18 protein-coding genes are annotated in these 21,335 nt (G+C 72.0%); 15 read left to right on the forward strand and 3 right to left on the reverse strand.

The genetic code is table 11. The features are described from left to right. Window positions 1-180 precede the first annotated feature (180 nt). The 6 genes from AC3RKB_RS07875 to AC3RKB_RS07900 all read left to right on the forward strand — a co-directional run bounded on the left by AC3RKB_RS07875 (window position 181) and on the right by AC3RKB_RS07900 (window position 7,741). Window positions 181-1,836: an amidohydrolase gene (locus tag AC3RKB_RS07875; RefSeq protein ID WP_491435536.1), complete on the forward strand. Its 1,656-nt coding sequence runs from the start codon at window positions 181-183 to the stop codon at window positions 1,834-1,836. Between the two features lie 15 nt (window positions 1,837-1,851). Beyond that, entirely contained in the window at window positions 1,852-3,513 is a 1,662-nt protein-coding gene (locus tag AC3RKB_RS07880) for an ABC transporter substrate-binding protein (RefSeq protein WP_491435537.1), read from the forward strand. Between the two features lie 64 nt (window positions 3,514-3,577). Beyond that, window positions 3,578-4,516 (forward strand): ABC transporter permease, encoded by a 939-nt coding sequence (locus tag AC3RKB_RS07885; protein WP_491435538.1) that lies wholly within the window; start codon window positions 3,578-3,580, stop codon window positions 4,514-4,516. Then, on the forward strand, window positions 4,513-5,376 hold the full coding sequence (locus tag AC3RKB_RS07890; protein ID WP_491435539.1) for an ABC transporter permease: 864 nt from the start codon (window positions 4,513-4,515) through the stop codon (window positions 5,374-5,376). Before AC3RKB_RS07885 ends, AC3RKB_RS07890 begins: the two co-directional genes overlap by 4 nt. Further along, window positions 5,373-7,067: a dipeptide ABC transporter ATP-binding protein gene (locus AC3RKB_RS07895; RefSeq protein ID WP_491435540.1), complete on the forward strand. Its 1,695-nt coding sequence runs from the start codon at window positions 5,373-5,375 to the stop codon at window positions 7,065-7,067. Before AC3RKB_RS07890 ends, AC3RKB_RS07895 begins: the two co-directional genes overlap by 4 nt. A 17-nt stretch (window positions 7,068-7,084) precedes the next feature. Further along, window positions 7,085-7,741, forward strand: a complete 657-nt coding sequence (locus tag AC3RKB_RS07900; protein WP_491435541.1) for a histidine phosphatase family protein — start codon at window positions 7,085-7,087, stop codon at window positions 7,739-7,741. Between the two features lie 96 nt (window positions 7,742-7,837). On the opposite strand, the gene AC3RKB_RS07905 is transcribed toward AC3RKB_RS07900, so the two are convergent. After that, entirely contained in the window at window positions 7,838-9,139 is a 1,302-nt protein-coding gene (locus AC3RKB_RS07905) for a cyanophycinase (protein WP_491435542.1), read from the reverse strand. Between the two features lie 197 nt (window positions 9,140-9,336). Between AC3RKB_RS07905 and AC3RKB_RS07910 the strand changes: the two genes are divergently transcribed. The 5 genes from AC3RKB_RS07910 to AC3RKB_RS07930 are packed head-to-tail and all read left to right on the forward strand — an operon-like array spanning window position 9,337 to window position 14,259. Further along, window positions 9,337-10,308, forward strand: a complete 972-nt coding sequence (locus AC3RKB_RS07910; RefSeq protein WP_491435543.1) for an ABC transporter substrate-binding protein — start codon at window positions 9,337-9,339, stop codon at window positions 10,306-10,308. A 34-nt stretch (window positions 10,309-10,342) separates the two neighbouring features. Then, window positions 10,343-11,338, forward strand: a complete 996-nt coding sequence (locus AC3RKB_RS07915; RefSeq protein ID WP_491435544.1) for an amino acid ABC transporter permease — start codon at window positions 10,343-10,345, stop codon at window positions 11,336-11,338. Beyond that, entirely contained in the window at window positions 11,335-12,141 is an 807-nt protein-coding gene (locus AC3RKB_RS07920) for an amino acid ABC transporter ATP-binding protein (RefSeq protein ID WP_491435545.1), read from the forward strand. The genes AC3RKB_RS07915 and AC3RKB_RS07920 overlap by 4 nt, the downstream gene beginning before the upstream one ends. A gap of 1 nt (window position 12,142) precedes the next feature. Beyond that, window positions 12,143-13,369, forward strand: coding sequence for a M20/M25/M40 family metallo-hydrolase (locus AC3RKB_RS07925; protein WP_491435546.1), 1,227 nt, complete (start codon window positions 12,143-12,145; stop codon window positions 13,367-13,369). Window positions 13,370-13,386: 17 nt separating this feature from the next. Next, window positions 13,387-14,259, forward strand: a complete 873-nt coding sequence (locus AC3RKB_RS07930; RefSeq protein ID WP_491435547.1) for a MurR/RpiR family transcriptional regulator — start codon at window positions 13,387-13,389, stop codon at window positions 14,257-14,259. Between the two features lie 16 nt (window positions 14,260-14,275). On the opposite strand, the gene AC3RKB_RS07935 is transcribed toward AC3RKB_RS07930, so the two are convergent. Continuing rightward, on the reverse strand, window positions 14,276-16,264 hold the full coding sequence (locus AC3RKB_RS07935) for an amylo-alpha-1,6-glucosidase (protein ID WP_491435548.1): 1,989 nt from the start codon (window positions 16,262-16,264) through the stop codon (window positions 14,276-14,278). Window positions 16,265-16,430: 166 nt separating this feature from the next. On the opposite strand from AC3RKB_RS07935, the gene AC3RKB_RS07940 reads away from it, so the two are divergent. The 4 genes from AC3RKB_RS07940 to AC3RKB_RS07955 are packed head-to-tail and all read left to right on the forward strand — an operon-like array spanning window position 16,431 to window position 20,875. Beyond that, window positions 16,431-17,477, forward strand: a complete 1,047-nt coding sequence (locus AC3RKB_RS07940) for a LacI family DNA-binding transcriptional regulator (RefSeq protein ID WP_491436782.1) — start codon at window positions 16,431-16,433, stop codon at window positions 17,475-17,477. A gap of 28 nt (window positions 17,478-17,505) precedes the next feature. Further along, a complete protein-coding gene (locus tag AC3RKB_RS07945; RefSeq protein ID WP_491435549.1) occupies window positions 17,506-18,732 on the forward strand; it encodes a sugar ABC transporter substrate-binding protein in 1,227 nt (408 codons plus the stop codon). A gap of 2 nt (window positions 18,733-18,734) precedes the next feature. Further along, window positions 18,735-19,952, forward strand: coding sequence for a carbohydrate ABC transporter permease (locus tag AC3RKB_RS07950; protein ID WP_491435550.1), 1,218 nt, complete (start codon window positions 18,735-18,737; stop codon window positions 19,950-19,952). Window positions 19,953-19,954: 2 nt separating this feature from the next. Beyond that, window positions 19,955-20,875, forward strand: a complete 921-nt coding sequence (locus AC3RKB_RS07955) for a carbohydrate ABC transporter permease (RefSeq protein ID WP_491435551.1) — start codon at window positions 19,955-19,957, stop codon at window positions 20,873-20,875. 101 nt (window positions 20,876-20,976) lie between these two features. On the opposite strand, the gene AC3RKB_RS07960 is transcribed toward AC3RKB_RS07955, so the two are convergent. After that, complete coding sequence (locus tag AC3RKB_RS07960; RefSeq protein WP_491435552.1) at window positions 20,977-21,264, reverse strand: iron-sulfur cluster assembly accessory protein; 288 nt, start codon at window positions 21,262-21,264, stop codon at window positions 20,977-20,979. Window positions 21,265-21,335 lie beyond the last annotated feature (71 nt).

Raw genomic sequence — 21,335 nt, forward strand, 5'->3', positions numbered from 1 at the left:
CGTCTCGTGCTTCATGGTGCCACGCCCGCGACCCCTGCGGGCTCGTGGGCTCGCCTCGCGGGCGCAGCGCTCCAATCGTCGGTGATGACCACAGTGTTGTCAACAGCGTTGACAACTGTGCCGGCCTCCGATTAGCCTCGCCGCATCACCCCGGTTCGACGAGGAAAGCGAGGGGCGCTGTTGCCTGCAGACGTACTGTTCACCGGCGGAGCCGTGTTCACCGGAACCGGCGAGCCGCTGCGGGGCCACGCGGTGGCCGTCGCCGGAGGTCGCATCGCGGCCGTCGTACCGGAGCCCGAGGCATCCGCCTGGATCGGCCCGGCGACGCGGATCGTCGACCTCGAGGGGGCGCTGCTGAGCCCGGGCTTCCAGGACGCCCACGTGCACCCGCTGAGCGCCGGCGTCGAGCTGCTGATGTGCAACCTCGCGGAGGCGACGGATGCCGCGGACGCGGTCGCCCGCGTGAAGGCCTACGCCGACGCGAATCCCGACGAGGGCTGGATCCAGGGCGGCGGATGGTCGATGGACCACTTCCCGGGCGGGGCGCCCGTGCGCGGCCTGCTCGACGCCGTCGTGCCCGACCGGCCCGTGCTGCTCATGAGCCGCGACCACCACTCGACCTGGGCGAACACCGCGGCGATCCGGGCCGCCGGCATCGACGCCGCCACGCCAAACCCGGCCGACGGACGCATCGAGCGCGAGCCCGACGGCACGCCCGCCGGCACGTTCCACGAGGGTGCGAGCGATCTCTTCAGTGAGGTCCGCCCGCCGATCAGCCACGACCTCGCCTACGCCGGGCTGCTGCGCGCGCAGGACGAGCTCATCGCCCTCGGCATCACCGGCTGGCAGGACGCGTGGATCGGCAGCGGCCTCGGCGGCGTGCAGGACGTGGCATCCGCCTACCGCCGCGCGATCGTCGACGGCACGCTGCGTGCGCACGTCGTCGGCGCGCAATGGTGGGAGCGCGGCGGCGGGCTCGAGCAGGTCGACGCCATGATCGCCCGGCGCGGCGAGTTCGCCGCGCTCGACGGCGGACGCTGCACGCTCGGCACCGTGAAGATCATGGTCGACGGCGTCGCCGAGAACCAGACCGCGGCGATGCTCGAGCCCTACCGCGACGCGCACGGGCACGAAACGTCGAACCGCGGCCTCTCCTTCATCGACCCCGAGCGGCTGCGCGAGATCGTCACGAGGCTCGACGCCGCCGGCTTCCAGGTGCACTTCCACGCGCTCGGCGACCGGGCCGTGCGCGAAGCCCTCGACGCGGTCGAGGCCGCGCGCGAGGCGAACGGCGCCGGCGACCGCCGCCACCACCTCGCGCACCTGCAGGTCGTCGAGGAGGCCGAGACGGCGCGCTTCGCCGCGCTCGATGCGGTCGCCAACATCCAGGCGCTCTGGGCCACCCACGAGGACCAGATCGACGAGCTGACGCTGCCGTTCCTGCAGGACGGCGCCGAGGCGCGCCAGTACCCGTTCGGCGACCTCGTGCGTCACGGCGCCCGGCTCGCCGCGGGCAGCGACTGGCCCGTCTCCAGCCCGGACCCGATGGACGCGATCCACATCGCGGTCACCCGGGTCGCTCCCGGCACCGACGCCGAACCGCTCGGCGGCGCGCACCAGCGCCTCGACCTCGCCACGGCGATGGCCGCCTACACCTCGGGCACCGCCTACGTGAACCACCGCGACCACGACACCGGATACCTCCGCGAGGGCTACCTCGCCAACCTCGTCGTACTCGATCCCGACCCGTTCGGCCTGCCCGCCGACGAGATCCACCGGTCCACCGTGACGTCCACGTGGATCGAGGGCGCCCTCGCCCACACCCGCACCAGCTGACCCCTGAGGAGCATCATGTCCGCACCCCGCACCCCGGACCGCCGTCCCCGGCGCGCACGGCGCACCGCCGCCGTCGTCGCCGGCGGCCTGACCGCCGCCCTCGCCCTCGCCGGCTGCACCGGCCCCGAACCCGACGCCGACGCGAGCGTCGAGTGGGAGCTCACGACCACGACCGACGCGCCATCCGGCGACATCGACTCGTTCACGTGGGTGAGCTACGCCGAGCCGTTCTCGCTCGACTTCGCCTACGCCTTCGACTACGCCGACAACCAGGTGCTCGCCAACGTGTGCGAGTCGCTGCTGCGGCTGAACCCCGACTACACGCTCTCGCCCGGTCTGGCCGAGTCGTACACGCATCCGACGCCGACCACCTGGGTCTACACGATCCGCGACGGCGTGACCTTCCACGACGGCACCACCCTGACCGCGGCCGACGTGGTCGCCTCGATGAGCCGCCACCTCGATCCCGCAGTGGGCTCGTCGTGGTACTCCGTCTACCAGAACGTGGTCTCGATCGAGCAGACCGGCGAGCGCGAGGTCACGGTCACCGAGGCGCTGCCCGACTCGCAGTTCAACCTCGCCATGGGCGGCTCGGCCGGCGTCGTCGAGTCGGCCGCGACCCTCGAGGCCGCGGGCGCCGACTACGGCAACTCGACCGGCGGCGTGAACTGCACCGGCCCGTTCTCGCTCGAGGAGTGGAAGTCGGGCGAGTCCATCACCCTGGCGCGCTACGACGGCTACTGGGACGACGCACTCCGCGCGCGATCGGGTGAGGTCGAGTTCATCTTCATGAACGACTCCACCGCTCGCGTCAACGCGCTGAAGTCGGGCGAGGTCGATGGCGGCTGGATGATCCCGTTCGACGCGATCGCCCAGCTCGAGTCATCCGGTGTCGGCGACGTGCACTTCGGCCTGAGCACTGCGGTCTCGAGCCTGATCGTCTCGAACCTCGACGGCCCGCTCGGCGACCTGCGCGTGCGGCAGGCGCTGCTCATGGCGCTCGACCGCCAGGGCATCGTGGATGCCGCGGCGAAAGGCTACGGCGACGTGACGAACGCGCTCACGACCGACTCGGTCTGGGTCGGCGCGAGCGATGCGGCGCTCGAGTCGGCGTTCGACGGCCTCGAGGAGTACCCCTACGACCTCGAGGAGGCCAAGCGCCTCGTCGAGGAGGCCGGCGCCGTGGGCGAGGAGATCACCTTCGCCACCGCGCCGATCGGCAGCGACTTCAACATCATCTCCCAGGCGACGGCCGCCGCCGCCGAGTCGATCGGCCTGACGGCGACCATCGAGACGGTCACCCCGAACGCGTACACGGCGCTGTTCTCCGACCCGAGTGCCCGCGAGGGCATCGACCTCTTCTACACCGTCTGGTACCTCTCGAGCCCCGACCCGCTCGAGATGTACAGCGTGCTGCGCACCGGCGAGTTCAGCAACTACGGCGGATGGAGCGACCCGGCCTTCGACGACGTCGTGAACGAGGCCATCGCGATCGACGACCCCGCCGCGCGCTCGGAGAAGACGGCCGAGGCGCAGCGCATCGCGAACGCCGAGCTGCCGTGGCTGCCGCTCTTCACGGGGCCGATGCCCGTGTTCGTCGGCGAGCGGATCACGGGCGTCGCGCCCTCGATCGCGTTCCTCTACTACCCGTGGGCGGCGACCATTGGCGCTCGCTGACCCGGCCGGGCGCACCGCGTCGCGACCCGGCGGAACGTGGACCGGTTCGGCCACGTTCCGCCGGGTGGCCGGCAAGCTCGGCGCCCTCGCCCTGACGCTCTTCCTCGCGTCGCTGCTCGTCTTCTTCTCTCGGTTCCTCGTGCCGGGCGACCCCGTGTCGTTCCTCCTGCGGGGCCGCAAGCCCAGCCCCGAGGCGGTGGCGCAGGTCACCGAGCAGTACGGCCTCGACCTGCCGCCGTGGCAGCAGTACCTGAACTGGGTCGCCGGCGTGCTGCAGGGCGACTTCGGCCGCTCGCTGCAGTACCGGCAGGATGTCTCGGTCGTCATCGGCGAGCGGCTGCCGGTGACGCTCGGGCTCGTGCTCATGGCCGGGCTGATGATCGCGATCGTCGGCCTGCTGGCCGGCATCGTCGCGGCGCTCAACCGCGGACGCGTGCTCGACCGGGCGGTGCTCGTCGGACTCACGATGCTCGGCGCCATCCCGTCGTTCGTCGGCTCGATCGTGCTCATCGCGGTGTTCGCGGTCCAGCTCGGCTGGTTCCCGTCGTTCGGCTCGGGCGACGGCGGGCTCGACACGGTGTACCACCTCGTGCTGCCGTCGATCGCCCTCGCGATCGTGTTCGTCGTGCTCGTCGGCAAGGTGACCCGCTCGTCGATGGTCGACCAGCTCGACCGCGAGCACGTCGAGGTCGCGACGAGCCGTGGCCTGACGCGAGCGACGGTCGTGCGCCGACACGTGCTCCGGAACGCGCTCGGTCCGATCCTCACCGTGAGCGGCCTGCTCGTCGCGGGCCTGCTCGTGGCGAGCTCGATCGTCGAGGCGGCGTTCGGCCTCGCGGGGATCGGATCGCTCCTCGTGCAGTCGGTCGATCGCCTCGACTTCCCGGTCGTCCAGGCGATCGTCCTCCTCGTCGTCACCGCGTTCGTCGTCGTGAACGCGATCGTCGACCTCCTCGAACCCTGGGTCGATCCCCGATCCGCCGCCGGAGCTGCTGCCAGATGACCGCCACCCCCACCCTCGCCGTGGAGGTGCTGCGCGCCCCGCGCGTGCGCCGCGCGAACGTCACGCTGCTCGTGAGCCTCGGCGTCGTCGCCGCGATGACGCTCGCCGCGATCCTCGCGCCGCTCATCGCGCCCTACCCGCCCGACCAGGTCGACCTGTCGGCCGTGCACGCGGGCCCGAGCGCCGCGCACTGGCTCGGAACCGACGCGCTCGGGCGCGACCTGCTCAGCCGGCTCGTCTACGGCGCGCGCACCGCCCTGCTCGGCCCGCTGCTCGTGGTCGTCACGTCGACGGTGCTCGGCATCCTGCTGGGCCTGCTCGCCGGATGGCGCGGCGGATGGCTCGACGCCGCGCTCGGCCGAGTCTTCGACGTCGTGTTCGCCTTCCCCTCGCTGCTCATCGCGATCATGGCGGTGGCGCTGTTCGGCAAGGGACTCGTCGCTCCGGTGATCGCCATGAGCATCGCGTACGCGCCGTTCGTGGCCCGGCTCACCCGCTCGCTCGTGACCGCCGAACGCAGCCGCCCCTACGTCGCGGCCTACCGCGTGCAGGGCTTCGGCGGCGCGTGGATCGCGTTCCGCCGCGTGCTCCCCAACGTCACGCCCATCGTGGGCGCGCAGTCGACGCTGAACTTCGGTTACGTGCTCGCCGAACTCGCCGCGCTGTCGTTCCTCGGCCTCGGCGTCCAGGCGCCGACCGCGGACTGGGGCGCGATGATCAACGAGGCCCAGGCCGGCCTCATCGGCGGCTACTTCCTCCCGGCGATCGTGCCGGCCGTCGCCGTCGTCGTGGTCGTCGTCGCGGTGAACGTGATCGGCGAAGAACTGTCCGACCGCATCGGAGGCGAGATCCCCGCATGACACTCCTCGACATCGACGGGCTCACGCTCGACCTGCCGGGCGCCACGCACCTCCTCGACGGCATCTCGCTCAGCGTCGCCGCGGGCGAGACCGTCGGCCTGGTCGGCGAGTCGGGCTCTGGCAAGTCGCTCACCGCGCGCTCGGTGCTCGGCCTGTTCCCCGATCGGGCGACCATCGCCGGCTCCGTACGGCTCGACGGCCGGGAGGTGCTCGGCGCGTCGACGCGCGAGTTGCTCGACCTGCGCCGCCGCTCGGCCGCCATGGTGTTCCAGGACCCGCGGGCCGGCATCAATCCCATGCGCACGATCGGCGACCACCTGACCGAGGCGATGCGGCTCGGCGCGGGCCGACCCGGCGCGGAGGCCCGCGCCCGCGCGACGGAACTGCTCGGTGCGGTGCGGATGCCGCGCCCCGAGGAGCACCTCCACCAGCACCCGCACGAGCTTTCGGGGGGCATGCTGCAGCGGGTCATGATCGCGGGCGCGCTCATGGGCTCCCCGCCGCTGCTCATCTGCGACGAGCCGACCACCGCGCTCGACGTGACGACGCAGGCCGAGATCGTCGGGGTGCTGGCCGAGCAGCGCGCGAACCGCGGCATGGGGATGCTCTTCATCACGCACGACCTCAACCTCGCGGCGTCGTTCTGCGATCGCATCGTCGTGATGAGCGGCGGCCGGGTCGTCGAGCGCGGCGACGCCCGCCGCGTGCTCAGCGACCCGCAGGACGCGTACACGAAGCGGCTGGTGGCGGCGACCCCGACGATCCAGGTCGGTGAAGTGGGGGATGACGACCGCGGGTCGAGGAGCCGCGAAGCCGGAGACCAGGACCGCGGGTTGAGGAGCCGCGACGCGGCGTCTCGAAACCCGGCCCCCGCACCATCCGCCGCCGCCGAGCCCATGCTCGTCGTCGAGTCGCTCTCGAAGACCTACCACCCGCGCGGCCGGACGCCGGTGCCCGCCGTCGCCGATGCGTCGATCGCGATCCCGCGTGGCGGCGCGCTCGGCGTGGTGGGGGAGTCGGGCTCGGGCAAGTCGACGCTCGCGCGCATGATCGTCGGCCTCGAGCAGGCGGATGCGGGCGACATCCGCGTCGACGGCCGCGACCGCACGGCGGCGCCGCGCACGCGCGCCGAGCGGCTGGCCCACGCGCGCTCGGTGCAGATGGTGTTCCAGGACCCGTACCTCTCGCTCGACCCGAGGATCACCGCGGGCCGCTCCATCGAGGATGCGCTGCGGCTCCACGCCCGGCTCGGATCCCGGGAGGCCAGGAACCGGGTGCTCGACCTGCTCGACCGGGTCGGCCTCGACGAGCGCCACGCGCAGGCGCGCCCGCGCACCCTCTCGGGCGGGCAGCGGCAGCGCGTCGCGATCGCGCGCGCCCTCGCGATCGAGCCCGACCTGCTCGTGATGGACGAGGCGACGAGCGCCCTCGATGTGTCGGTCCAGGCGCAGGTGCTCGACCTGGTCGCCGGCATCCGCCGCGAGCGCAGGCTCACCGTGCTGTTCATCAGCCACGACCTCGCCGTCGTACGCCGGGTCTGCGAGGAGACGGTGGTCATGCGCCGCGGCGAGATCGTCGAGCGCGGCGAGACCGCCGAACTGCTGCGCGCGCCCGCGCACGAGTACACGCGACTCCTGCTCGACTCGGTGCCGCGCCCGCAGTGGGAGCACGAGCCGGCCGGGGCGGCGTGAGCGGTCCGTCGCATTCCGTGCGGGTCCTGCTCGTCCGCCATGCGGAGAGCATGCTGAACGCGCTCGGCCGGGTGCAGGGGTGGGCGGACTCGCCGCTCACCGACGTCGGCCGCGAGGCGGCGACCCGCCTCGGCGAGCGCCTGCGCGCGGAGGGCGTGAGACTCGTCGCGGTGCATGCGGCCGACGGGATGCGCCATCGCGAGACGGCGGAGCTCGCCGCTCGGGCCGCGGGCGCACCGATCGCCCCGATCCTCGACCCGCGGCTGCGCGAGCTGGGGTTCGGGGCGTTCGAGGGCGCGCCGAACGCGGAACTCCGGGCGGCGTTGGCCGATCCGTCCGCTGCCGACCGCGCCTTCCTCGGCATGCTCGCGGACCTCCCGGAACGGAGTCGTGCGCTCGGCCCGCCCGCCGAGGCCCCCGCTGCCGTGCGCGCCCGGGTCGTCGCGGCGCTCGACGAGCTGGCAGCGGCGACCACCGCCGCGGGCGGCGGCGACGTGCTCGTGGTCTCGAGCGGGATCACGATCATGTTGGCGCTCGAGGCGTTCGGCGCCGACCCGTCGGCCCTGCGAACCGGGATCGGCAACGCCGCCCTCAGCGTCGTGCGGTGGGGCAGCGGCGTGTGGGACGTCGAGTGCGTGAACGAGGCCGTCCCGACCTCGCTCATCGTGAACTAGCAGGCTGAGGACCGACCGGACGTCGGAACGCATCCGGTCCCGAGGGACCGGATGCGTTCGCATGCCGGCAGCCGGCAGGAGCGGATTCGGCCCGCGTCAGGGGATGCGGTCGATCCGGACCTCGAGTCCTGCGAACGAGACGCCACCCGCCGGCGTACTCCAGGCGCGGGTCGACGGGTTCCGCACGAGGCTCGTGCGGAACTGCGGGTCGATCTCGAAGCTCGTCCCGGACGCGGTGCGCACACTCGACGCGACGGCCTCGCGTGCGAGGTCGCGCAGCGAGTAGGTGCCGCCCTCGCCGGCGAGCGAATCCCAGACGTCGGCGCGCTCGGCGACCGGGCCCGCGGTGGGACGCAGGGCGGTGGAGTCCGCCGCCGGGAGTGCGAGGCCGCGGCGCAGGTTGAGCTCGTCGCCGGCGGTGAGGTAGCTCCACCGCACGCCGGTCACGCCGCCGTCGGTCTCGCGGGCGTCGCGGAGGTCGAGCAGGGAGGCTCCGTGCTCGCCGATGACCCGGCCGACGCCGGTTCCGCGGTCGAGTACCACGGCGGTCGTCTCGTCCACGCCGAGGATCAGGTCGTGGCCGGTCTCGAGGCCGAGCTTGATCGCGCGGCCCTGACGGCCCCAGGTGGCGAAGTGGCTGTCGAGCTGGACGCCGTCCACGAAGCCGAGGCCGCCGTGCGGGACGTAGCCGAGCTCGGCTGGGTCATCGAGGTAGCCGGGAGTGGCGCCGTCGCGCCACGCCTCGTAGGACTCGCCTCCGGTGATCATGTCGGCGCCCTGCTGGATGGTCAGGCCCGCGCTGACGCCGGCGACGACGCCGCGGTCGGCGGCCTCGCGGAGCGCGCCCATGACCGTCGTGTCCGTGCACGCGGTGACGGCCTCGTCGACGGCCGGCTCGCAGTCCAGCAGGGTGCGCACGTAGCGCATCTGGTCGCCGCCGCCGAAGAAGACGCCGGTGGCCCCGGCGAGCTCGGCGACGACGGCGGGGTCGTCCGCTCGATCCGGGCGGTACTCGTCACCGTCGTAGTCGACCGCGGTGTCGACGGGCACGGCGTAGGTGTCGGCGCCGTACTGCCGGAAGAGGTCGGAGTAGTACAGCCCGTTCGCAGCGGCGTTGTTGAGCGACGGGTCGGCGGCCTGCGCCGGTGTGCGAGCCGTGCGCGCGGCCGCGGTCACGATCGCGATGCGAGCCCTGGCCGGGCCCGCGCCATCCGGGTCGGCGAGATCGACGATGGCCTGCAGGATCTCCGCGTCCTCCGACAGGTTCCCGCCGATGAGGACGGCGTGCGGCCGCGCGCCCCCGTCCGACGGCGGCGCCGCGATCGCCGGAGTCGCGGCGAGCACGGCGACCGCCGTGCCGACCGCGCCGAACGTGATGTGCAGGGGGAGTGTTCGCACCATCGCCTCCTTGGAATGTGCGTTACAGAAAGAGCACTAGCGAGCGCGATGCTAATGCACGATACGGGTCCTTCGGAAGACCCGGCCGGCTCGATCGGGTTTTGTTACAGATCGATCACAGAGTGGCAATGTTGGAACGAATGTTACATACTCGGTCGTGTTCCGATCCCACCGCAGCGATCAAAGGACCCATGCTCATGACTGCTTCCACCCCGCTCCTCCGCACGGCATCCGTCGGCGCGGGCCTCTGCGCCATCCTGCTGCTCGCCGCGTGCAGCACCCCGGGCTCGGCGGCGGACGACACCGCGGCCGGGTCCGCCGACGCGGTCGAGGTCGCCGGCATCGAGATCACCGTCGACGAGGCCGCCGCCGAGCTGGTGCCCGCCGACCTCGCCGACGCCGGCGTGATCAAGGTCGCCACCGACGCGCCCTACGCGCCGTTCGAGATGTTCGTCGAGGAGGGATCGGACGAGCTCACCGGCGTCGACGTCGACCTCGGCCATGCGATCGGGGCGAAGCTCGGCATCGAGTTCGAGTTCGAGCAGCAGGCGTTCGACGGCATCATCCCCGCCCTGCAGGCCGGCAACTACGACGCCACGATCACCGCGATGACCTCGAGCGTCGAGCGCATGGAGGTGCTGACCTTCGTCGACTACTCGGCATCGGGCACCGGCATCCTCACCACCGCCGGCAATCCCGAGGGGATCGAGAGCTTCCTCGACCTCTGCGGCACGGCCGTCGCCGTGCAGGCCGCGACGAGCCAGGTCGACCTGGTGAACGACGTCTGGCAGGGCGAGTGCGAAACCGAGGGCCTCGATCCGATCGAGCTGTCGGAGTTCCCGTCCGACGCCGACGCGCAGCTCGCGATCACGAGCGGCAAGGCGGTCGCATCGCTGCTCACCAAGCCGAGCGCGGGCTACGTCGCGAAGACCACGAACAACGGCGAGACCTTCGAGGTGGTCGAGGACCCCGAGGCACCCAACGGCTACGACGCTACGCTCAACGGCATCGGCGTGCTCAAGGAGAACGAGCAGTTCGCGAAGGCCATCCAGGCGGCCCTGCAGTCCCTGATGGACGACGGCACCTACGAGGCCATCCTCGACCAGTACGGCGTCACGGGCATCGGCATCGACGAGGCTACGATCAACGGCGCCGCCGAGGCCGAATGACCCGCCACGCACGATCGGAACGGAAGCACCACCCATGATCGCAACGCAGCCGTCAGCCACGGCGGCGCCCGCAGGGCCCTCGGGTCCTCCGGGCGCCGCCCGCCCGGGCCCCATCGAGGCCGTCCCCGTCCGCCACCCGGGGCGCTGGATCGCCGCCGTCCTCGTCCTGGTCGTCGGGATCGGATCGCTGGCCTCGATCCTGCAGAACCCGAACCTCGACCTCGAGACCGTGGGCGAGTACCTCTTCAAGCCGCTCACGATCAACGGCGTGCTCATCACGCTCTGGCTCACCGCGGCGTCGATGGTCATGGGCGTGATCGGCGGCATCGTCGTCGCCGTGATGCGCCTCTCGTCGAACCCGGTCCTGTCGATCGCCGCGATGCTCTTCATCTGGGTGTTCCGCGGCACGCCGCTGCTGCTCCAGCTCATCTTCTGGGGCTTCATCGGGGCGTTCATCCCGAAGATCGTGATCGGGGTGCCGTTCACCTCGATCGAGTACTGGTCGTTCACGACGAGCGACCTCATCCCGGCGACCGTGGCCGCCCTGCTCGCGCTCGGCCTCAACGAGATGGCGTACGCCGCCGAGATCGTGCGCGCCGGCATCCAGTCGGTCGACCACGGCCAGACCGAGGCCGCGCACTCGCTCGGGATGTCGCCCGCGAAGACCCTCCGACGCATCGTGCTCCCGCAGGCGATGCGCGTGATCATCCCGCCGATGGGCAACGAGACGATCACGATGCTGAAGTCGACCTCGCTCGTCGCGATCGTCGCCGGCGACGACCTCATGTCGAACATCCGCGAGGCGTACACCCAGAACTACAAGATCATCCCGCTGCTCATCGTCGCGGCGATCTGGTACCTCGTGCTCACCTCGATCCTGTCGATCCCGCAGATGTGGCTCGAGCGCCGCTACGGCCGCGGCTTCACCGGCGCTCGGCCCACCATCGGATCGCGAGTGTCGACGTTCACGCAGAGCATCGCGCTGCCAGCCCGCGCGTCGCGCGCGTCGAAGAAGGAGTCGGCGTCATGACCGCCACCGTTCCCCAGGCTGCGCCCCTCACGGCGACCGCCGAGCGCCCCATGGTCGAGGCCGTCGAGGTGCACAAGCGGTTCGGCAGCCTCGAGGTGCTGAAGGGCATCACCATGTCTGTCGAGCGAGGGCAGGTCGTGTGCCTGCTCGGCCCGTCCGGTTCGGGCAAGTCGACGTTCCTCCGTTGCATCAACCACCTCGAGCAGATCGACGCCGGCATGATCCGCGTCGATGGCGAGACGGTGGGCTACCGCGAGCGGAACGGCAAGCTGTACGAGCTGCGTGAGAAGGAGGTCGCCGCGCAGCGTCGCAAGGTCGGCATGGTCTTCCAGCGGTTCAACCTCTTCCCGCACATGACCGCGCTCGAGAACGTGATCGAGGCGCCGGCGCAGGTCGCCCGGCGCTCGAAGGCGGATGCCAGGGAGCGGGCCATGCGCCTCCTGGCCCAGGTCGGGCTCGCCGAGAAGGCCGGCACCTACCCGGCCCAGCTCTCGGGCGGCCAGCAGCAGCGCGTGGCCATCGCCCGCGCGCTGGCCATGGAGCCGGAGGTCATGCTCTTCGACGAGCCCACCTCGGCGCTCGACCCCGAGCTCGTCGGCGACGTGCTCGACGTGATGCGGAGCCTCGCCGAGAGCGGCATGACGATGATCGTCGTGACCCACGAGATCGGCTTCGCCCGTGAGGTCGGCGACGTGGCGGTGTTCATGGACGGCGGCGTGGTCGTCGAGGCCGGCGATCCCGCGCAGGTGCTCGGCGACCCGCGCGAGGAGCGCACCCGCTCATTCCTGTCGAAGGTGCTCTGAGGTGGCGGGCACGTTCCTCGACGGAGGTTCCGCCGCGACCGCCGCGCACCTCCCCGCCGCCGAGCACCTTCGCCGGGCGGCCGACGAGGTCGACGACCGCTATCGCGCCGACCTCGCCCACCTCGTCGGCATCGACTCCGGTTCGCACGACCCCGACGGCGTCGCACGGGTCGCCGCGTGGGCCGCGTCGGCGCTCGCCGCCGACGGCTTCGAGGTCGAGACCGTGCCGACGCCCGAGCGCGACGGCCGGAGGTACGGTCCCGTCGTCGTCGGCCGCTGCAGGGGCGAGGGCACGGCGAAGGTGCTGCTGTTCGCGCACATGGACACGGTGTTCCCGGTGGGCACCGCGGCCGCCCGACCGTTCCGCGTCGCCGACGGCATCGCGCGGGGGCCCGGTGTGTGCGACGACATCGCGGGCGTCGCCGCCGGGCTCGCAGCCGCCCGGGTGCTCGACGGCGTCGGATACCGCGGCTACGGCGAGCTCGTCATCGCCCTGACCCCCGACGAGGAGGTCGGCTCGCCGGCGAGCCGCGAGATGCTCGCCGAGGCGGCACACGGGGCGACGGCCGCGCTGTGCCTCGAGTGCGCGCGCGAGAACGGCGACCTCGTCGGAGCCCGCAAGGGCGTCGCCGACCTCGTGGTCGCCATCCGGGGTCGGGCCGCCCACTCGGGCGTGGAGCCCGAACGGGGCATCAACGCCGCGGTCGAGGCCGCCCGGTTCCTGCTCGACGTGCAGGCGCTCTCGGGCACCGCGCCCGGGCTCACCGTGAACGTCGGCCGCGTGGCATCCGGTTCGAGGCCCAACATTGTGCCGGAGTCGGCCGAGCTGCACCTCGAGGTGCGCGCGGCCACACTCGCCGACCTGGTCGGCGCGCTCGATGCGATCGACGAGCGGGCGAGCCATCCGGCGGTCGACGGCGCCCGCATCTCGGTCACCCGCCTCGACGTGTGCCCACCCCTGGAGCGCAGCGCCACCGACGGCCTCGCGGCGCTCGCGCGGCAGGTCGGCGACCGCCTCGGGCTCGCGTTCGAGGTCGCGGCCACCGGCGGCGCGTCCGATGCGAACTTCGTCGCGGCCCTCGGCATCCCGACGCTCGACGGGCTCGGCCCCGTGGGCGGCGGTGACCACGGCGACGACGAATGGCTCGACCTCGGCACCGTGCCGGAACGCGTCGCGCTGCTCGCCGGCCTCGTCGTGGCCGTCGCCGAGGGCGAGTCGGTACGGTGAGTGCGGAGGAGGCGCTGATGAGTGCGGCTGAGGCATCCCCGCCCATGGCGGAGGCGATCCGTCGGGGCATGGCCGAGTGCAGCCCGGCCGAACGCAAGGTCGCCCGCGTCCTGCTCTCGTCGTACCCGTCGGCCGGGTTCGAGACCGTCGCGAAGCTCGCGGCCCGCGCCGGCGTGAGCGGCCCGACCGTGCTTCGGTTCGCCAACCGGCTGGGCTACCGCGGCTTCCCCGACTTCCAGCAGGCCCTCCGCGACGACCTCGACGAGCGGTCGGCCTCGCCCATCGAGCTGTACGACCGCCGCCAGGGAACGCAGGCCGCCGACGAGTCATCCGGCCTGGCCCGCGCCGCGTCGATCATGCGCGACACGCTCGACCGGACCTTTGCGGCCCTCGCCCCGGGCGAGTTCGAACGCGCCGTCGAGCTCCTCTGCGCGCCGCGCAGTCGGGTGCTCGTCGGCGGCGGGCGGTTCAGCGGGCTGCTCGCCAGATTCCTCGCCCAGCACCTGCAACTGCTCCGGCCGGGTGTCGTCACAGTCCCCGAGCACGACGCCGGGCGCGCCGAGGCGGTCGCCGGTCTCCGCCGCGGCGACGTCGTCGTGCTGTTCGACTACCGCCGCTACGAGGAGCCGACCCGACGGCTGGCTGCGGCGGCGAAGGGCCGGCGCGCCTCGGTGCTGCTCTTCACGGACGCCTGGCTCTCACCCATCGCAAGCGATGCCGACGTGGTGCTGCCGAGCGAGACCGGCTCGCCCTCGGCCTTCGACGCGATGACGCCCGTGCTGGCGCTCGTCGAGGCCGTGATCGCGGAGTGCTCCGGACGCCTCGGCGACGCGGCGTCCGCGCGGATGCGCGAGGTCGAGCGCGCCGGGCACGAGCTCGAGCTGTACTGACGAGCCCCGCCGGCGCTCAGCCCGCTGCGACGCGGCGATCGCGCCCCGCGATGCGGAGGCCGTCGACCGAGAGCGCTCCGAACGAGGGGAGCGGATTCGTGCGCAGCTCGTCGCCGTCGGGCTCGAGGCCGAGCACGGCGGTGAGCACGGCGACGGATGCCGCGGCCGACCACGCCTGCGGGCGGCACGCCGCCGGGTACGGCACCGGCACCGCGACCTCACTCGCCGGGTCGCCCGAGTGGAGCTCGGGCATGCGGTAGCCGAAGCCCGAGGCGGCGCGCAGGAGGCCCTCGACCAACCCCGCGGCATCCGCCCCGCGACCCTCGCGCGCGAGGCCGAGCACGGCGATCGCGGTGTCGTGCGCCCACACGGTGCCGCCGTGGTAGCTGAGCGGCCAGTAGCCGCCGGACTCGGTCGACATGGTTCGCAGGCCGTATCCCGAATCGAGGGTCGGGTCGGTCAGACGGCGCACGACGAGGTCGACCTGGTCGGCGTCGAGCAGGCCCGTGCCGAGCAGGTGCCCGAGATTCGAGGTGACGGTGTCGACCGGGCGCTTGTGCGCGTCGAGCGCGATCGCCGGGTACGCGCCCGCCGGGTCGTCGATCCAGAATTCGGCGTGGAATCGCTCCCGCAGTCGAGCGGCCCAGGTGCGCCACTGCTCGCCGCCGTCGACGCCGAACGCATCGAACAGGTCGGCCCCGTGCACCGCTGCCTCGTACGCGTACGCCTGCACCTCGCAGAGCGCGATGGGGCCTTCGGCCAAGGAGCCGTCGCGCCACTGCACCGAGTCGCCTGAGTCCTTCCAGCCCTGGTTGGCGAGGCCGCGACCCGACCGATCGACGTACTCGAGGAGCCCATCGCCGTCGGCGTCGCCGTGGTCGCGCATCCAGGCGAGCGCGGCCTGCAGGTGCGGCAGCAGTTCGCGCACTTCGTGCTCGGGCAGTCCCCAGCGCCAGGCGTCGTGGAGCAGCATGATCCACAGCGCGGTCGCGTCGACCGTGCCGTAGTACAGCGGTGGGAGTTCGCCCTCATCGCCGTCGAGCGCGAGGGCGGCACGGCGCAGCTCGTGCATGATCTTGCCGGGCTCCTCGGCGGTGACATCGTCGACGTCGGTGCCCTGGAGCCCTGCGAGCACGCGCAACGTGTCGGCCGCGAGCTTCGTGCCGAGCGGCAGCAGCATGCGCGCGGTCCAGATCGAGTCTCGTCCGAAGAGGGTGAAGAACCACGGCGCGCCGGCGGCGATGAACTCGGCCTCCGGCTGCCGCACCGTGGTCATGCGCAGCGCGTCGAGGTCGGCGAGGCCCTGGGCGATCCAGCGCCCGAGGCGGTCGTCGGCGGCGGTCACCACCGGGGCGCTCCACGGGACGGGCGTGTCGACGCCCCGCACGACCGCGGCGCCGTCGACGGTGTCGAGGCGCCACCCGACGCTCGCCTCGCCCGCGGCGGGCACGAGGAGGTCGGCGGTGAGTCGGATGCCGCGCGCGTCGACCCGCACGTCGAGGCCGCGGGCGGCGAGGCGGGCGGTGACCTCGTCGCCGCCCCATTCCGCGACGTCGCCGTCGAGCGTCGGCCGCGGAGCCGGCGGCGGGGCTGCGCCGAGCTTGACGTGGTCGACCGGGCTCGCGTCGGGTTCGATCTCGATCTCGACCCGTGCCCGCACGTCGACCGATCGCCGGTTGCGCAGCGTGACGGTGTCTGCGACGCCGTCGGCGTCGACGGCGCGTTCCAGCACGAGGCGCACGCCGGGATCGGGCGTCGGGTCGTCGAGCGTGCGGACCAGCGCATCGATGCGCGTGCGGTCGCTGCGCTCGCCCCCGGTCGCCAGGTGTTCGGGGACCTGGCCGCCGACGGTCAGCCGGAGACCGCGCACGAGGCGGATGTCGGCGCTGTAGATGCCGTGGACGGGCGCGCGGCCGATCGTGCCGTCGTGCGACGACCAGACCTGGATGGGCGCCCGCAGGACCGCCAGCGCGTCGTGCAGCAGTGGCTGAAGTGATGCGGTCACGTGGTGCTCGCTTCCGGTTCGTGATGGAACGGTGATCCCGACCGGGTTGACACCGCTGTCCGACGTCGGCAACACTAGCAAAGATTTGATCGATCAAATCGGCGGATTCCGAAGATCGTCACCGATGACGACCCGCGCACGAGCCGAAGGAGGCGAAGTGTCACGGATGCCGACCGTCGAGGATGTCGCGCAGGCCGCCGGGGTCTCGCGCCAGACGGTCTCGAACGTGCTCAACAGCCCGGGAGTCGTGCGCGAGGCCACGCGAGAGCGCGTGCTCGAGGCGATCGATCGGCTCGGATACCGACCGCACGCGTCGGCGCGACGGCTGCGAACCCGCAAGTCCGCGACGATCGGCGTGCGCATCGACCCGTGGCGCGACGGCATCTCCGGCGCCGTGCTGGATCGCTTCCTGCACAAGCTCACCGAGCACGCCGAGTCGAGGGGCCTGCGGGTGATGGTCTTCTCCGCCGTCAGCCCCGACGAGGAGCTGGCCCGGATCCGGGGCCTGCGCGAAGGTTCGGACGTCGATGCGTTCGTGCTCACCGCGACCACGCACGGCGACGAGCGCATCCGCGCCCTCACCGACCAGGGCGTCCCGTTCGTCGCGTTCGGGCGGCCGTGGGATCCGGAGACCCGGGCGGTGCCGCATCGCTGGGTCGACGTCGACGGGCGGGCCGGCGTCGCCGAGGCCGTGCGGCACCTCCGCAGCACGGGTGCGCGGCGCATCGGCTGGATCGGCTGGCCGGACGGCTCCGGCACCGGCGACGAGCGCCGTGCGGGGTGGGCGGCCGAGTGCGGCCTGGGTGCCGACGACCGGGAGCTCCTCGCCCGGCACACCGTCGACGGGGTGACGGAGGGCACGCGCGCCGCCTCGGAGCTGCTGGCGCTTCCCGAGCCCCCCGACGCGATCGTCTGCGCGAGCGACTCGCTCGCACTCGGTGCGATGATCGCCGCCCGCACCGCGGGCCGCCCCGCACTCCCCGTCGTCGGGTTCGACGACACCCCGGTGGCCGCCGCCGTCGGGCTCTCCAGCGTGGAGCAGCCCCTCGACGACGTGGTGGCCGCCGCACTCGACCTGCTGTTCGGTCCCGCGGGCGACGACGTGCGCCCGAATCCGAGCAGCGACGAGGAGCCGGCAGACCGGCTCCTCGCGCCCCGACTCGTCGAGCGACGGCCTGGACACCTGGCGCTCGACGCGATCCCCGGCACGTGAGGCCGGCAATCACCAGAAGGGATACATCGTGAGGACATCACAATGGAGCGCCGTCGCCGTGGCGACGGGACTCGTCATCACCCTAGCCGCCTGCTCCCCGGGCGGCGACGACGGCGGCGAGACCAGCGGACAGGAGCTCAGCATCCTGATCGGCTCGTCGGGCGAGGCCGAGACCACCGCGGTCACCGAGGCCGCCGAGGCCTGGGCCGAGGAGACCGGCAACACCGTCGAGGTCGTCGCCGCGAACGACCTCGTGCAGCAGCTCGGCCAGGGCTTCTCGGGCAACAACCCGCCCGACCTGTTCTACATGCCCTGGGACCAGTTCCAGACCTACGCCGACCAGGGCTTCATCGAGCCGTACGCCGAGGACCTCGAGAACGCCGACCAGTTCCTGCCCGCGCTCCGCGAGCAGTTCACCTACGACGACCAGTTCTACTGCGCGCCGAAGGACTTCTCGACGCTGGCCCTGCAGATCAACACCGCGGCGTGGGAGGCCGCGGGGCTCACCGACGCCGACGTCCCGACGGACTGGGAGGGCCTCCAGGCGGCGGCGCAGCGGCTGACCACCGGCGAGCAGGTCGGGCTCGGCATGGGCCGGGAGTACCAGCGCATCGGAACGTTCATGGGGCAGGCCGGCGGCGGCGTCTACGAGGACGGCGAGGTGACCGCCGACTCGCCCGAGAACGCCGAGGCGCTGACCTACCTGCAGGGGCTCATCGACGCGGGAGCGCTCAAGTACCCGCAGGACCTCGAAGCCGGTTGGGCGGGCGAGGCCTTCGGTCTCGGCAGCGCGGCGATGGTCATCGAGGGACCGTGGATCAACGGCGCGCTGGCGAACGACTACCCGGACCGGGAGTTCATCAGCGTCGAGCTGCCCGAGGGCCCCGCCGGCCCGGCGACCTTCGCGTTCAGCAACTGCTGGGGCATCCCGGTCGAGTCGGAGACGCGTGACGCCGCCGTCAGCCTGGTCGAGTACCTCACGGCCGACGAGCAGCAGCTCGCGTTCGCCGAGGCCTTCGGCGTGATCCCCTCGACCGAGTCCGGTTCGGCGGCCTACGCCGAGCAGTTCCCCGAGAACGCGGCGTTCGTCGCGGGCGTCGAGTACGCGCAGAGCCCCGTGGCCTTCGCCGGGTCGGCGCCGGCCGTCGCGGACTTCAACACGTCGCTCGAGACGCAGGGTCTCGCCGACCCCGCCGCTGTGCTCGGGCCGTTCCAGGAGAACCTCGAGGCGGCTGCCGCCGAGGCGAACGGCTGATCATGACCGGTACCGTTTCCGGGTCTCGTCGCGGCGGTGGCATCCGTCGCGGCGAGGCCCGGGCGGGCTGGCTCTTCGTCACGCCTGCCGCCGTCATCGTGGTGGTGTTCCTGGCCATCCCGATCCTGCTCGCGCTGTGGGTGAGCTTCAGCGACTGGAACGGCTTCCGGTCGCCGCTGAACCCGAACGTGAACTTCGTCGGGCTCGAGAACTACGCCGCGATCACCACCGAGCCCGGGCTCGACCAGGAGAACTTCGGCCGGGCCGTGCGCAACAACCTCTGGTACGTCGTCTTCGTGGTGCCGCTGCAGACGATCGTCGCGCTGCTGCTCGCCGTGCAGGTCAACCGCGCGGTGATCCGCGGACGAGGCTTCTTCCGCACCGCCTTCTACTTCCCGTCGGTCACCTCGACCGTCGCGATCGTCATCGTCTTCCAGTTCCTGTTCACCGCGTCGGGAGCCATCAACGCGGTGCTGGGCTTCTTCGGCATCGACGGCCCGAACTGGCTCAACGACGCGAGCGGCGTGTTCCACAACCTGCTCGCCGCGTTCGGCGTCACGAGCCCTCCGGAGGCGCTGGCCCAGGACGGTCCGCTCGGCATCACCTGGTGGGAATGGCTGGCCGGGCCGTCCGTCGCCATGATGACGCTGATCATGCTCGCGATCTTCACGACCTCCGGCACCTTCATGCTGCTGTTCCTCGCCGGGCTGCAGGCCATCGGCGGGGAGATCGACGAGGCCGCGCGGGTGGACGGCGCCGGGCCGTTCCGCACCTTCTTCTCCGTCACGGTCCCCATGCTCCGGCCGACGATGTTCACGGTGCTCACGCTCGGGCTCATCGGCTCGTGGCAGGTGTTCGACCAGATCTACGTGCTCGGCGGCAGCACCGCCGGCGGGACCATCAAGACGCCCGCCTTCCTGGCCTACGAGACGTCGTTCGAGGAGTTGAAGTGGGGACAGGGCGCGGCGATCGCGTTCATCCTGTTCGTCTTCATCATCCTGCTCACGCTCCTGCAGCGGTGGTGGCTCCGCGAGCGCGATCCGAAGGGCATGGGCAGGCGGGGTCGACGCGCCGGCGGACCGGCGGGCGGAGACGACCTCCGGCGCCGCGAACCCGACGCCGCGGCGGCGGTCGTCGGCGCCGACCCGACCGACCGCGCGCTCGTCTCGGGCGCCGACGCGACCGAACATGACGACGCGGATCGACGAGGCGGGAGCTGACGATGACCGACCTCAGCACGCGAGCCGTGGTGGCCGCCGACGGCGACCGAGCCGCGGCATCCGCTCGCCCCGCGCCGCGCCGCCGCCGCACGCCGGCCAAGGTGCGCGCAGGACTCTGGACGAGCTACCTGATCCTCATCGGCCTGGCGCTCATCTACATCTACCCGTTCATCCTCTCGGTCGCGGGCAGCTTCAAGACCGACGCGGATGCCACGCAGAACGGGCTCTCGCTCATCCCCGAGACGGTCACGTTCGCGGCGTACGAGCGGCTCTTCACCGACGTGCCGTTCCCGCTCTGGTTCGGCAACACGTTGCTCGTGACGGTGATCGTGACCCTGGGGCGCGTGTTCTTCGACTCGCTCGCGGGGTACGCGCTGTCGCGGCTGCAGTTCCGCGGTCGCGCGTTCGTGTTCCTGTTCTTCATCGGCGTGCTCGCCGTACCGGGCGTGGTGCTGCTGATCCCGCGGTTCCTCATCCTGCAGCAGCTCGGCATCTACGACACGTACGCGGGCATGATCATCCCGCTGCTGTCGACGGCGGCCGGCGTGTTCATCATGAAGCAGTTCTTCGACTCCATCCCCGTGTCGATCGAGGAGGCGGCGCGCATCGACGGCGCCGGCCAGTTCCGCACGTTCTGGTCGGTCGTGCTGCCGATGGCGCGGCCGGCGCTCATCACGCTCATCATCCTGAGCTTCCAGGGCTCGTGGAACGAGCTGCAGCACTTCATCGTGTCGCGGCAGAGTCCGGAGCTGAACACCCTCACGACCGGCGTCGCCTCGCTCGTCTCGGGACAGCTGGGTTCGGGCAACCAGTTCCCGTTGCAGCTCGCGGCAGCGGTGCTCATGACCATCCCGGTCGCGGTGCTGTTCTTCATCTTCCAGCGCCGAATCATGAATACCACGGCGGGAGCGGAGAAGGGCTGAACGACGCAGCGCCCCGGGCCGAAGCCCGGGGCGCTGAGCCGAATTCCGTCCAGCAGGCGACGACCCGGGAGGGGGATCACCGAGCCACCGTCTCCGGCTGGTCAGATGCGCTGGGGCAGAACGTCGAATGCGACGCGTCCGTCCTCGCCCAGATGGGCGTCCAGCGTCTTGTCGTCGAGCGCCTGTGCGGCATCCTCGGCGAGGTACACGCGCGCCCCCGCCTGCTCGACGATCGCGTCGCGCTCCTGCGGCTCCGGGGCGATCTCCACGGCGAACTGGGTCGCCGAGTCGCCCTCGGTGTCGATCCGGAGGCCGGCACCAGCAGGCGCGCCGCTGCGGTCGACGATCTCCTTGACGACGGTGCTCGCCGTGTCGGTGAGTGTCAGCATGTCTTCCTCCTTGCGTCGAGTGCGGTCACGAGCCATCCACCCTTCCCGACGATCGGGATCCGCATCACCCC

This window comes from Agromyces capsici (assembly GCF_058349965.1).

Coding starts and splice junctions, on each gene's coding strand:
- AC3RKB_RS07880 (WP_491435537.1), top strand. CDS start 1,852: ATGTCCGCACCCCGCACCCCGGACCGCCGTCCCCGGCGCGCACGGCGC.
- AC3RKB_RS07890 (WP_491435539.1), top strand. CDS start 4,513: ATGACCGCCACCCCCACCCTCGCCGTGGAGGTGCTGCGCGCCCCGCGC.
- AC3RKB_RS07895 (WP_491435540.1), top strand. CDS start 5,373: ATGACACTCCTCGACATCGACGGGCTCACGCTCGACCTGCCGGGCGCC.
- AC3RKB_RS07910 (WP_491435543.1), top strand. CDS start 9,337: ATGACTGCTTCCACCCCGCTCCTCCGCACGGCATCCGTCGGCGCGGGC.
- AC3RKB_RS07915 (WP_491435544.1), top strand. CDS start 10,343: ATGATCGCAACGCAGCCGTCAGCCACGGCGGCGCCCGCAGGGCCCTCG.
- AC3RKB_RS07920 (WP_491435545.1), top strand. CDS start 11,335: ATGACCGCCACCGTTCCCCAGGCTGCGCCCCTCACGGCGACCGCCGAG.
- AC3RKB_RS07930 (WP_491435547.1), top strand. CDS start 13,387: ATGAGTGCGGCTGAGGCATCCCCGCCCATGGCGGAGGCGATCCGTCGG.
- AC3RKB_RS07940 (WP_491436782.1), top strand. CDS start 16,431: ATGCCGACCGTCGAGGATGTCGCGCAGGCCGCCGGGGTCTCGCGCCAG.
- AC3RKB_RS07950 (WP_491435550.1), top strand. CDS start 18,735: ATGACCGGTACCGTTTCCGGGTCTCGTCGCGGCGGTGGCATCCGTCGC.
- AC3RKB_RS07955 (WP_491435551.1), top strand. CDS start 19,955: ATGACCGACCTCAGCACGCGAGCCGTGGTGGCCGCCGACGGCGACCGA.
- AC3RKB_RS07960 (WP_491435552.1), bottom strand. CDS start 21,264: ATGCTGACACTCACCGACACGGCGAGCACCGTCGTCAAGGAGATCGTC.